Source organism: Vibrio sp. 947 (genome assembly GCF_033339115.1).
Lineage (GTDB): Bacteria > Pseudomonadota > Gammaproteobacteria > Enterobacterales > Vibrionaceae > Vibrio > Vibrio alginolyticus.
Genome location: NZ_JAWOTX010000011.1, coordinates 135,424 through 147,506, shown reverse-complemented (window position 1 = coordinate 147,506; position 12,083 = coordinate 135,424). Strand labels below are relative to the sequence as shown.

10 protein-coding genes are annotated in these 12,083 nt (G+C 44.6%); 6 read left to right on the top strand and 4 right to left on the bottom strand.

Going from position 1 to position 12,083, the window contains the following annotated elements:
• The first annotated feature begins 26 nt into the window (after positions 1-26).
• Positions 27-416 (top strand): hypothetical protein, encoded by a 390-nt coding sequence (locus R7Q39_RS15640; RefSeq protein ID WP_225452445.1) that lies wholly within the window; start codon positions 27-29, stop codon positions 414-416.
• 94 nt (positions 417-510) lie between these two features.
• On the opposite strand, the gene R7Q39_RS15635 is transcribed toward R7Q39_RS15640, so the two are convergent.
• Positions 511-1,095, bottom strand: coding sequence for an FMN-dependent NADH-azoreductase (locus tag R7Q39_RS15635; protein ID WP_318076431.1), 585 nt, complete (start codon positions 1,093-1,095; stop codon positions 511-513).
• Between the two features lie 185 nt (positions 1,096-1,280).
• Between R7Q39_RS15635 and hrpA the strand changes: the two genes are divergently transcribed.
• The 5 genes from hrpA to R7Q39_RS15610 all read left to right on the top strand — a co-directional run bounded on the left by hrpA (position 1,281) and on the right by R7Q39_RS15610 (position 9,103).
• Positions 1,281-5,267, top strand: a complete 3,987-nt coding sequence (gene hrpA / locus R7Q39_RS15630; protein WP_318076435.1) for an ATP-dependent RNA helicase HrpA — start codon at positions 1,281-1,283, stop codon at positions 5,265-5,267.
• Positions 5,268-5,449: 182 nt separating this feature from the next.
• Positions 5,450-5,929: an outer membrane beta-barrel protein gene (locus R7Q39_RS15625; protein WP_021033871.1), complete on the top strand. Its 480-nt coding sequence runs from the start codon at positions 5,450-5,452 to the stop codon at positions 5,927-5,929.
• A 199-nt stretch (positions 5,930-6,128) separates the two neighbouring features.
• The gene (locus R7Q39_RS15620) at positions 6,129-6,644 is read left to right on the top strand and encodes an outer membrane beta-barrel protein (protein WP_005377661.1); all 516 of its coding nucleotides are present in this window, start codon (positions 6,129-6,131) and stop codon (positions 6,642-6,644) included.
• A gap of 362 nt (positions 6,645-7,006) precedes the next feature.
• Positions 7,007-8,587, top strand: coding sequence for a BCCT family transporter (locus tag R7Q39_RS15615; protein WP_005377659.1), 1,581 nt, complete (start codon positions 7,007-7,009; stop codon positions 8,585-8,587).
• 126 nt (positions 8,588-8,713) lie between these two features.
• The gene (locus tag R7Q39_RS15610) at positions 8,714-9,103 is read left to right on the top strand and encodes an ATP-binding protein (protein ID WP_005377656.1); all 390 of its coding nucleotides are present in this window, start codon (positions 8,714-8,716) and stop codon (positions 9,101-9,103) included.
• Between the two features lie 19 nt (positions 9,104-9,122).
• Here R7Q39_RS15610 and R7Q39_RS15605 read toward each other — a convergent pair whose 3' ends face one another.
• Genes R7Q39_RS15605 through R7Q39_RS15595 form a run of 3 tightly spaced genes read right to left on the bottom strand, consistent with a single transcriptional unit; the run spans position 9,123 to position 12,073 of the window.
• Positions 9,123-9,761 carry a sugar transferase gene (locus R7Q39_RS15605; protein WP_205390866.1) on the bottom strand — a complete coding sequence of 213 codons (639 nt, stop codon included), beginning with the start codon at positions 9,759-9,761 and terminating at the stop codon, positions 9,123-9,125.
• 10 nt (positions 9,762-9,771) lie between these two features.
• Positions 9,772-10,962: a glycosyltransferase family 2 protein gene (locus tag R7Q39_RS15600; protein ID WP_318076430.1), complete on the bottom strand. Its 1,191-nt coding sequence runs from the start codon at positions 10,960-10,962 to the stop codon at positions 9,772-9,774.
• Positions 10,955-12,073, bottom strand: a complete 1,119-nt coding sequence (locus R7Q39_RS15595) for a glycosyltransferase (protein WP_213885319.1) — start codon at positions 12,071-12,073, stop codon at positions 10,955-10,957. The genes R7Q39_RS15600 and R7Q39_RS15595 overlap by 8 nt, the downstream gene beginning before the upstream one ends.
• Between the last annotated feature and the right edge of the window lie 10 nt (positions 12,074-12,083).

The window sequence follows — 12,083 nt, the reverse complement described above, 5'->3', positions numbered from 1 at the left end:
GACTTATTTATCGCCCATTATGAGTAATGATGAATAATACTATGCTGCTTTCAACGAGAAATTTCGTATATCGTGCCAGAGTTAAGGCTGTTTGTGATGCATCTGATGAGTCGGATGGCATGAGCACCATGAGTATCGACTCCTCATTCAATCTTCAAATTGAAGCGATAAATTGTACCAACGCTGAATTTGCCAAACGCTTTTTTGCCATTCACGGAGAAGGGCATTTGGAGGGCGATGAATGGTTGGTGTTGTACGTCAACTCTCTTGACGTTAAGGCGGGAGACAATATAGAAGTCCGTAGCGATGTCGCGTTTAATGCGATGATCGAGAACATGATATGCGAAGCTGAGCGGTCTTTAGAAAAAGTCTACCTCGATGCAATACGTAACTTGGAGAAAGTGAATCGTTTTTGACGATGTAAGCGACCCTATAAACACGATCAAGGCATCTTGATCTAAAAAGGGATTGGCGCGAACCAATCCCTTTTGTATTCTGGTTTATTCTAACTTACGCCATTGTTGCAAGTTGGCTTTGCGCTTCTGAAATGCCTTTTGCAGCTGCATCTTCACCCATGTTTAGCGCTTCTGCGTAAACAAATTCCACATCAGTGATTCCTACAAAACCCAGTACAGTGCGTAGGTACGGCGTAACGTTGTCAGTTGGTGAATCTTTATGAATACCACCACGAGTCGTTACTACAATCGCCTTTTTACCTTCAATCAAACCTTGAACACCGTTTTCTGTGTATTTGAATGTCACGCCTGCACGAGGAATCAAATCAATCCAGTTTTTAAGCTGAGTCGGGATGGTGAAGTTGTACATTGGAGCGGCAATAACCAAAGTGTCTGCGGCCTTTACTTCTTCAATAAGGGTGTCAGACAAGTCGACTACCGCTTGCTGTTCTTGTGAAAGATCTTCCGTAGCGCGCAGTGCAGTCGCAACGGCGAAGTCCAAAACAGGTAGCGGGTTTGCAGCCAAATCACGAACAGTAAGCTTGTCTTGGTCTACATTTTTGATGAAGTCTTCAACCAATTTGTTTGATTGAGAGTAATCGCCAAGGATGCTTGATTTTAGAGCTAGTACACGAGACATAATGGTTATTCCTTAAATAAGTGCTTTCGACTATGGGAGCCATTATAAGCAACGTAAGTGAGTTCAAAAGCCTAGCGATTCGCTGAACATGTTCGAAAAAATTGAATGAGCTTTCGGTTATCTTGTTACAGATCTTGTGTGATACAATCCGCGCAGTTTTTGTAATGAAAAGAATAGGAAACGCTTTGACTTCGTCACAGCCCCCAAAAAAGAATCTAGCTGAAGAGCAAGCGACACCGTCAAATGGTGCGCAAAAAGCGACAGCGAAACAAGCTCAAACACCTCAGGCTCAAGTGAATAGTGCTGCATCTCTGCGTAAAGCGCTGAATCAGTGCATGATGCGCGACCGTTTCCGCTTGAGTAAACGTATTTCTGGTGCAAGCAAAATTAAGAAGGACGCAGCGCGTAATGCTGTGTTCGACGAAATCGCATTAGACATCGCAAAATCCATGATGGTTGCAGAGCAGCGCAGCAACTACAAACCAACGATTGAGTACCCAGAAATCCTGCCTGTAAGCCAAAAACGTGACGATATTGCGAAAGCGATCGAAGAAAACCAAGTGGTTATCGTCGCGGGTGAAACCGGTTCTGGTAAAACCACTCAGCTACCAAAAATCTGTGCTGAGCTTGGTCGCGGTAAATTTGGTCTGATTGGTCATACTCAGCCTCGTCGTCTTGCAGCGCGTTCGGTTGCTAACCGTATTGCCGAAGAGATGGAAACCAAGCTTGGTGAGTTTGTTGGTTACAAGGTTCGATTCAACGATCAGATCTCTGAAAATACCCAAATCAAATTGATGACGGACGGTATCTTGTTGGCTGAAATTCAGCATGACCGTTTCTTGAATCAATACGACACCATCATTATCGATGAAGCGCACGAGCGCAGCCTCAACATCGATTTCATCTTGGGTTACTTGAAAGAGTTGCTGCCACGTCGTCCTGATTTGAAAGTGATCATCACGTCGGCAACCATCGACCCAGAACGCTTCTCAAAACACTTCAACAATGCACCAATCATTGAAGTATCGGGTCGTACTTACCCGGTAGAAACACGTTACCGCCCACTAAGCGGTGATGACGACAATGATCGTGACCAGCTTGAAGGCATCTTCGAAGCGGTAGATGAACTGTGCGATGAAGGTTTAGGTGACATCCTGATTTTCATGAATGGTGAACGTGAAATCCGTGATACCGCAGATGCATTGTCCAAACGTAATCTGAAGAGCACGGAAATTGTGCCGCTTTACGCGCGTTTGTCGGCAGGTGAGCAGAATAAGATTTTCCAACCTCATACTGGTCGCCGAATTGTACTGGCAACCAACGTGGCAGAAACCTCGCTAACTGTTCCGGGTATTAAGTACGTTATCGACCCGGGTACGGCGCGTATCAGTCGATACAGTTACCGTACTAAGGTTCAGCGTCTTCCAATTGAGCCAGTTTCTCAGGCGAGTGCGAACCAGCGTAAAGGTCGTTGTGGTCGTGTGGAAGAGGGTATTTGTATTCGTCTGTACTCAGAGGAAGATTTTGAGTCACGCCCAGAGTTTACTGATCCTGAAATCCTGCGTACCAATCTAGCGTCGGTTATCTTGCAAATGACGGCACTTGGTTTGGGTGATATTCAAGCGTTTCCGTTTGTGGAAGCACCGGATAAACGTAACATCCAAGACGGCGTGCGTTTGCTGGAAGAGCTTGGTGCGATTAACTCTGAGGTAAAAGATCCGAAAAAACGCCTGACTTCCATTGGTCGCCAATTAGCGCGTTTGCCAATCGATCCGCGCTTGGCGCGTATGGTATTGGAAGCGCCAAAATATGGTGCGCTTAAAGAAGTGATGATCATCGCAGCTGCCTTGTCGATTCAAGATCCACGCGAACGTCCTTCAGACAAACAACAATCGTCAGACGATAAACATCGTCGCTTCTTCCATGAAGAGTCGGACTTCCTGACATTTGTGAATTTGTGGGAATACATCCAAAAGCAGCAAAAAGCCTTGTCTAGCAATCAGTTCCGCAAACAGTGTAAGCAAGACTATTTGAACTACTTGCGCGTTCGCGAGTGGCAAGATGTGTACTTCCAAATTCATCAGTCGATGCGTGAGATGGAATTCAAGCTTAACGACGAGCCCGCTTCTTACCATGGCGTACACAGTGCCATTTTGGTTGGTTTGCTGTCGCACATCGGCATGAAAGACCAAGAAAAGAATGAATATCAAGGCGCGCGTAATGCTCGTTTCCATATCTTCCCTGCATCAGGTCTATTCAAGAAACAGCCTAAGTGGATCATGTCTGCTGAGTTGGTGGAAACCTCAAAACTTTGGGGTCGTATCATCGCAAAGATTCAGCCAGAATGGATTGAGCCGTTAGCTAAACACCTTATTAAACGCAGTTACAGCGAACCACATTGGTCGAAGAAACGCGCTGCGGTGATGGCGCACGAAAAAGTGATGCTTTACGGCGTACCAATCGTACCGAAACGCTTGGTCAACTACGGCAGTATCGATTCGACCGTAAGTCGCGAAATCTTCATTCGTAGTGCATTGGTTGAGGGTGAATGGGAAACCAAACACGCGTTCTTTAAGCAAAACCGTAAGCTTCTGCAAGAAGTGGAAGAGCTTGAGCATAAATCTCGTCGTCGAGACATCTTAGTGGATGATGATGAGCTGTTTGATTTCTATGACCAACGCGTTGGCACCGAAGTGGTGTCTGGTAAGCATTTCGATACGTGGTGGAAAAAGGCATCTAAAGAAAATCCGGAACTGCTGAACTTTGAAAAAGAGATGCTGTTCAAGGGTGATGCTAGCCATGTGACCGATTTGGATTACCCGAACTTCTGGCATCAAAATGGTTTGAAGCTCAAATTGAGTTACCAATTTGAACCAGGCGATGATAGTGACGGTGTCACAGTGCATTTGCCGTTGCCGATTTTAAACCAAGTTGAACCAGCGGGCTTTGATTGGCAAATCCCTGGTTTGCGCCATGAGCTTGTGGTTAGCTTGATTAAATCGTTGCCAAAGACAATTCGTAAGAACTTTGTACCTGCGCCGAACTATGCCGATGCATTCTTAGCACGCGTCACGCCAATGGAAGCGCCGCTGCTAGATTCATTAGAGAAAGAGTTGCGACGCATGACGGGCGTAGAGGTACTGCGTGAAGACTGGAACTTGGAACAATTACCTGAGCACTTGAAAGTCACGTTTCGTGCGGTTGATCACCGAAATCGTAAACTGAAGGAAAACAAAGACCTTCATGAACTGAAAGAAAGTTTGAAAGACAAAGTTCAAGAAACGCTTTCCAAAGTTGCGGATGACGATATCGAACAGCAAGGTCTGCATACGTGGAGTTTTGGAGAATTGCCGAAAGTGTATCAACAAAAACGTGGCGGCTACGATGTAAAAGCGTATCCGGCGCTTGTTGATACCAAAGACAGCGTTGAAATCAAACTCTACGAAACAGAGTACGAGCAGATAACGGCAATGCGTGCTGGTCAGCGTCGCCTAATTTTATTGAACGTACCGTCGCCAATTAAATATTTGCACGCCAACTTACCGAACAAATCGAAGCTGGGTCTGTACTTTAATCCATACGGCAAAGTGCTTGATCTGATAGATGACTGCATTGCCTGTGGTGTCGATAAGCTTATTGAAGATCAGGGTGGTTTAGTTTGGGAGCCAGAGAAGTTCGAAGCGTTGAAAGAACACGTTCGTGCTGAATTGGGTGACACCGTTGTAGAGATTGCTCAACAGGTTGAGACTATTCTGACCACGGCGTTTAGCATCAATAAGAAGCTAAAAGGCAAGATCGACTTCACAATGGCGTTTGCTCTGTCCGATATCAAAGCACAAATTGAAGGCTTGATCTTCAAAGGCTTTGCAACGGAATGTGGCTGGAAACGCTTGCCGGATATTCTTCGCTACATGCGTGCGATAGAGCGCCGTATGGAGAAGTTGCCTATCGATCCAAACAAAGATCGTTTACATATGCTGAAGATTGAATCTGTGACTCAAGACTATAAAGAGTTGCTGAACAAGATCCCGAAAGGTGTGGCCATTCCTGAAAATGTAAAAGAAGTGCGTTGGATGATTGAAGAACTTCGCGTGAGTTACTTTGCTCAACAATTAGGCACTCCTTGTCCTGTTTCTGATAAACGAGTCAAAAACGCGATTGATGCTTGCTAATCAACCAGTAAAATAGTGTCAGATTTGTAATTATCGCTTAAGAAGTTGCTGGTACACTAATTGCTAGTAACTCAATAAGCATTATTTTTTAGTTCTGGGAGGCAATAGTTCGCCTCCCTTTATTTGTAGTACCAACGACTGAGTTATGCAGACGTGGGAATAATAAAGAGTAAAGGTAGATGATGAAAAAAACTCTATTAGCAGTGGCGCTACTTGGCGCATCTTCTGCGGCAATGGCGGATTCTTGGATTTACGGTGGTGCAACAGTAGGTCAGTCTGACTACAAAGGTGAGACGGACACATCATACTCTGTTCACGTTGGTACAGGCATTCTACCTATCATTGGTGTTGAAGCTGGTGTAACACAACACGGTGAGTTCAACGTAAATGGTCAAGACACTAAGCTAACTTCTTACTACGCAGCACTTAAGCCAAGCATCGACTTCGGTCCGCTACACGTGTACGCAAAAGGTGGTTTCCATCAGTGGGACAAAAAAGTGAAAGGCGGCAAAGACGATGACGATTTGGACCTAATGTACGGTGTGGGTGCTGAGTACTTCATTTTTGGCCCGATGTCTGTTGGTGCTAGCTACATGAACTACACTGCTGGTAAAGACGATATCAGCACGTTCTCTGTTAACGCAACACTACATTTCCTATAAGCGTCAAGCTTTCTAACACCATATGAAACACACCGGCTTTATGTCGGTGTTTTTTTGTCTGGAAGTCACAAAACAAAAGTTGAACATAAATTATTCACTTTTAGAGTCTTAAAATGCCTATGCTTTCCAATATATAGTGGCGATTAAATGCGCATATTTGCGTAATGTTTCGCTTAGGAATCGATCAGGAAGGGATAGTATGAAAAAAACACTCTCGTTATTCGCTCTAACGTTGTGCTCAACGTCAGCAATGGCTGACTCTTGGATTTACGCTGGTGGCCAAATTGGTCAGTCCGATATCGACAGCGAAAATGATACAACCTACGGTATTCATGTCGGTACTGGTATTTTGCCGTTCATTGGCATTGAAGCAGGCTACTTTAATCACGGCAAAGTGGATTTATCTTTGAGTGGCAGCAGGGGTAGTGCTGATTTTGATTCATTCTATTTAGCGGCGAAACCTAGTATCGACTTCGGCCCGTTACACGTTTACGCAAAAGGCGGCATCAATGCATTCAACGTTGATTATGACGGCGGACTGAGAAACTTAGACAAAGATGATGGCGTCTCTTACATGTATGGTGTTGGTGCCGAATACTTCTTGCTTGACAATGTGTCTGTGGGCGCGAGTTATCAAGCGTTTGGCGTGGATATTGAAGGCGATAGCGATACCGTTAGCAGCGTAACAGGGAACATCACCTTCCATTTCTTATAACGCTCGCTGGATGAAAGGTTTGCTGATTTGGTTTCGTCGTTAATTGTGAAACCAAATCAGCGCAGGTCTTCTCTATTTGCGCAGTGACTGGCTATGAACTTAAGTATTTCTTGTGTCTTTTCTAGTCTACAACCTACGACAAAATCAATCGTTAGACCTCATAATTTTTGTGTTGATATTATTCCCCCTTCATCTGTCTCGAATTGAGCCTAAAATGCAATAAACCACGACTTTTTGCAAAAATATGTGATTGCTGCTAAAATTCGTCCCGCTTTAAAACTTTAGAGTTCAAATTAATGGAGGGCGGTATTGGAGTTCTTCTCACCTGAGGGGCGTTTCAAATTCACGTTAAATTTGTATTTATGGATAATGCATTTAAAAAATATAGTATTGATACAACCGATTATCAGGTTGGACAGGATAACGTTCAAAAGTGGGGATTCGATATACATAACCCGGTTTTTGGCATTAGTGCGGGGCTCGTTGTTTTCTGTCTGATTTCACTTCTTCTTGTTGAGCCAACCACTGCTCGAGACGTATTAAACGGTCTAAAAAACGGAATTATCGAACAGTTTGATGCGTTCTTTATGTGGTCGACAAACTTCTTCTTATTGTTCGCCGTTGCTCTTCTTTTTTCTCCGCTAGGTAAAATCCGCTTAGGAGGCAAAGAAGCAACGCCGGATCACTCAACCGTTTCTTGGTTGTCGATGCTTTTCGCCGCGGGTATGGGTATTGGTCTTCTGTTCTGGAGTGTGGCTGAGCCGACCGCGTATTTCACTGATTGGTGGGGAATGCCACTTAACGCAGTACCATACACCGAAGAAGCAAAATCCCTCGCGATGGGTGCCACTATGTTCCACTGGGGTGTACATGGTTGGAGTATTTACGCACTCGTTGCACTAGCATTAGCGTTTTTTGCCTTTAACAAAGGTTTACCACTTTCATTGCGCGCGGCGTTCTATCCAATTTTTGGTGACCGTGCATGGGGCTGGTTAGGTCACGTTATTGATATCCTTGCCGTTTTGTCGACGCTATTTGGTCTTGCAACGTCGCTAGGTCTGGGTGCTCAGCAGGCGACCAGTGGTATTAATCATGTCTTTGGTCTAGAAGGCGGCATTGGTACACAAATGATTGTGATCACCTTCGTTACCTTTATCGCGGTGCTATCAGTGATTCGTGGTATTGATGGTGGTGTTAAGCTACTGAGTAACGTCAATATGGTGGTTGCGTTTGCGCTGCTTATTTTCATTACCTTCATCACGTTTGATACGGCGTGGAGCTCGCTACGCGACACAACAATGGCTTACATTGAAAATATTATTCCATTGAGTAACCCTCACGGTCGTGAAGATGAAACTTGGATGCACGGCTGGACGGTATTCTACTGGGCTTGGTGGGTATCTTGGTCACCGTTTGTTGGTATGTTTATCGCGCGTGTGTCTAAAGGTCGTACGGTTCGAGAATTCTTATTCGCAGTCATCGTTATTCCTACAGTTGTTACTTTGATTTGGATGTCTGTGTTTGGTGGTATCGCGCTTGACCAAGTGGTGAATAAAGTTGGTGAGCTAGGTGCAAATGGCCTAACTGATATTTCATTGACTCTGTTCCATGTTTACGATGCGCTTCCGTATAGCTCAGTGATTTCAATGCTTTCTATCGTGCTGATTCTGGTATTCTTTATTACATCGTCAGACTCTGGCTCGCTGGTTATCGATAGTATTACCGCCGGTGGTAAGATTGATGCACCAGTACCGCAACGCATTTTCTGGGCGTGTATTGAAGGCGCAATTGCAGCCGTAATGCTGTGGGTTGGCGGTAAAGAAGCCTTGCAAGCATTGCAATCAGGCGTTGTTGCAACAGGGTTACCGTTTACTTTTGTTCTGCTGTTGATGTGCGTAAGTTTGGTGAAAGGGTTAAGAACAGAACTGCCAGCTTACAAATAAATACAACACGATCCATGATTGAGTTTAAATGCCGAGCCTAATGTGCTCGGCATTTTTTATTTCTACTTTTCTTTTCCAATAATTTCGTTACAGTTTAGGCTTATTCCCACCTCATTAAACTGCATTATGTCACTGGCTAAACTCATTCTTATTCGTGGACTTCCGGGGTCAGGTAAAACAACCTTAGCAAAACAACTGGCAATAGAGCTTGGTGCTAAGCATTTTGAAGCTGACATGTATTTTGAAAATGATGAAGGTGATTATCACTTTGAACCGGTTCAATTACCTCAAGCGCATGAGTGGTGTTTTCAGCAAACTAGAAAGTGGTTGAACAAAGGGAGAGTCGTGATTGTGAGCAATACGTTTGTTCGACATTGGGAGATGAAGCGTTACATGGACTACTGCATGAAGAAGCGCATCGAGGTGGAAATTAAAGTGTGTCACGGAGCGTATCAAAGCATTCATGACGTGCCACCAGCGACGATAGAAAAGATGCGCCGCCAGTGGCAAGAGTGACCGTTACCAGAACCGGAAGTTATTGACCTCGTCCGTCAATCATCACAACGAATGTTTTGCTCATGATTGAAAGGTCCATTGAAATCCAAGAGTAAAACGAACCTAAGCTTAGTGCGTAACTGTGGTCAAACCCAACTTTGCGTCTTACATCTTCAATGCATGCATCATAGCCTTGGTTAACCTGAGCTAAGCCTGTGATACCCGGTAACACGCCATATGTGCGCTCTACAAAGTAGGGGATTTCATCTTCCAATTTCTGGTAGAAAGCTGGGCGTTCTGGGCGCGGCCCAATCATCGACATTTCACCTTTCAACACATTAAACAGTTGAGGTAGTTCATCTAAACGCGTTTTGCGTAAAAAGCGTCCTACTGGCGTGATGCGGGGATCATTTTCAGTTGCCCATACTGCGCCAGAGCGTTGCTCTGCATCAATATACATGGTGCGAAACTTCATGATTTGAAAAAGATCCATTTTTTCTGGTGTGCAGCGTCCTACTCGCAATTGGCGATAAATCACAGGGCCTTTCGATGTGGTTTTGATCGCTAGCGCGATAAATGGGAAAAGTGGTGCAGTGACGACCAAAATAAGCATTGCAACCAGTACATCAAACGTTCTTTTCGCGTGGCATACATTTGAATCGTAGCGTGAGTTTTTCATGATGCTTTCCTTATTGGTTGACGCGTTTCCAACGTCTATTTTCCATTCCGAGTAAATATTTCATACCGCCGATAAAGTTGGCGAGATGACCAATGACGATGTAACTAATCAGCTTAAAAGGTTTAATTGTGTTAAGTGCTGGCATCAAGTAAGTGATAAGCGCGATGCTATAAATACCAACTTGTGCGAACAGCATTACTTGAAACAGCGGATTGTGTGCCAGTAGTAGTGAGCAAATAAAGCAAACAATCATCAAATAGGGTGTTGCTAAGCGCAGGACCTTTCCCGATAGAAATGCAAAGGCAGTGCCACGATAGCGAGGTAGCAGTAATTTCTTTAATTGCATGAGCTGCTGCATGTTACCTGCTGAAATTCTTAGGCGTCGTTTGAAATCTGCGTCATCTGAGCTTTGTTCGAGCTCAAGCGCCAGCATGTTTGGCTCGTAAATAGCGCTATAGCCTCGCAAAACGATTCTCATAGGGAGAATAAAGTCGTCATTAATGGTGCTAACTTCCAGTGGTTCAAATAAGTGAGTTCTGAAAGTGTAAAACGCACCGTGGGAACCAATCGTTGAACCTAACAAGGATTCTTGGTGCTTTACTCGAGACTGGTATTGCCAATACGCCGCTTCACCTTGGTTATCAGTACTCATTATTTGATATGTTGCGTTAACCACTCCAACGTTCTCATTTTGATAATGCTGACTAGCTAGCAACAGAGAATCGCAAGAAATCAATGCCGACGTGTCACTCAGTGCGGTAATGTCCGAGCTAACATGACGCATTTCTTCGTTGAGTAGGGCAACTTTACCGCGATTGACTTGGTGATCATTAATAATGAACAGAGTATCAGAGCAGATTGCTTCTTGAATTGTCGCTTGAGCAATCTCGGCTGTGTTATCTGTGCAGCCATCACATGCGATCACTACTCTTAATTTATCCCTCGGGTAGTCTAGGCTCGCAAGGTTACGGATCTTCTCTGCTATCCATTGTTCTTCATTGTAGGCGGGCACGATGACAGTAATAGAGGGTAGCTGGCTGTCTGTTTTGGAGGCTTTGTAAGCTCGCTCTACAAATGGTGCTTTGGTTTCGTCTTGCTGTTTTAAAGGAAGCCATTTAAGGAGCAGTGGGTACCCAACGTGATGATAGACAATCAAAAATGCGGATAAACCAAACCCTATAATCCAAAGTAAATCATTCATAGCTAGCCTCCTTGGCCAAACGTGAGTAGCGACTCACCATGTCTCTGATATCAAAGTGTTTGAGAATAAAAGTTCGAGGAGAATGGTGTGATGATTCCAGTTGTTGTGATAACGCTTCGGCCAACAAAAACACGCGATTTGCTTCAACCAGTGTGCTGTTGTTCGGACAGAGCGTCTCTTTCACGCCGCCAACATCCGTCGCGACGCAAGGAATGTCACATGCTTGAGCCTCGAGGGTTGAGAGAGGAAAGCCCTCTTGAAGTGATGGTAAGCAAAACAAATCTAGGCTTTGGTAAAAGCTGGGCATATCGTCTACCAAACCTAAAAAGGTTACTCGATCTTCAAGTTTTAACGTTCTAACTTGTGCTTCCAATTGAGTTCGCTGAGAACCATCACCGGCTATTGCTAGGTGTGTGTTTGGCGCAAGATGAGAGAATGCTTCGATAAGCACTTTATGGCCTTTAACTGCTTCTAGACGCCCGGCAACGCCAATCACGATTTTGTCGGTTGGAAGTTCAAACAAGTGTCTTGTTGCCGTTTGGTCACCGCTTTTAAACTTCTGACAGTCAATCCCGTTATGGATAGTACAAACTTTGCGATACTTTAACTTAGTCTGTATTTGATGGGCGACAAAGTTAGCATCGGCAACTACTTGCGGGCGAATCATCGTTAGCAAAAGGGACTGTAGTCGAGCTGATTTTTTGTTATTAAGGTGCCATGCGTCGTGCTCGGTATGAATCACTACAGGTACGTGCGCTAAACGTGCAGCAATACCACCATACAGAAGTGGGCCGATATGATGGGTGTGGACCACGTCTGGTCGCATTCTTTTTATCATTGAAGTCAGCGTAGCGATGGTCTTCCCGCTGAATCCAGGTCTTTTATTAAGAAAGTGTAGTTGGCCTTGGTAGGGCAACAGTTTTTGCCAGCCTTGTAGTGCATGTTCTTTGCTTCCTTCTAAGCTCACGACAAAAACGGAATGGTTTGGCGGCGCAAAACGAAGCATTTCTAGCACGAGCGTTTCTAAACCGCCAGGAGCTAAGTGTTGCACGACGTGTAATATCACTTTTTTGCTGTGCTTAGTGTTATTGTGTTTTTGTCTGAATTCCATTTTCAAACCC

Bases quoted from the DNA above. Each gene is read 5' to 3' on its own strand.
- R7Q39_RS15635 (WP_318076431.1), bottom strand. From the start codon at position 1,095: ATGTCTCGTGTACTAGCTCTAAAATCAAGCATCCTTGGCGATTACTCT.
- R7Q39_RS15600 (WP_318076430.1), bottom strand. From the start codon at position 10,962: ATGAATGATTTACTTTGGATTATAGGGTTTGGTTTATCCGCATTTTTG.
- R7Q39_RS15620 (WP_005377661.1), top strand. From the start codon at position 6,129: ATGAAAAAAACACTCTCGTTATTCGCTCTAACGTTGTGCTCAACGTCA.
- R7Q39_RS15640 (WP_225452445.1), top strand. From the start codon at position 27: ATGATGAATAATACTATGCTGCTTTCAACGAGAAATTTCGTATATCGT.
- R7Q39_RS15595 (WP_213885319.1), bottom strand. From the start codon at position 12,073: ATGGAATTCAGACAAAAACACAATAACACTAAGCACAGCAAAAAAGTG.
- R7Q39_RS15610 (WP_005377656.1), top strand. From the start codon at position 8,714: ATGTCACTGGCTAAACTCATTCTTATTCGTGGACTTCCGGGGTCAGGT.
- R7Q39_RS15605 (WP_205390866.1), bottom strand. From the start codon at position 9,761: ATGAAAAACTCACGCTACGATTCAAATGTATGCCACGCGAAAAGAACG.
- R7Q39_RS15625 (WP_021033871.1), top strand. From the start codon at position 5,450: ATGAAAAAAACTCTATTAGCAGTGGCGCTACTTGGCGCATCTTCTGCG.
- R7Q39_RS15615 (WP_005377659.1), top strand. From the start codon at position 7,007: ATGGATAATGCATTTAAAAAATATAGTATTGATACAACCGATTATCAG.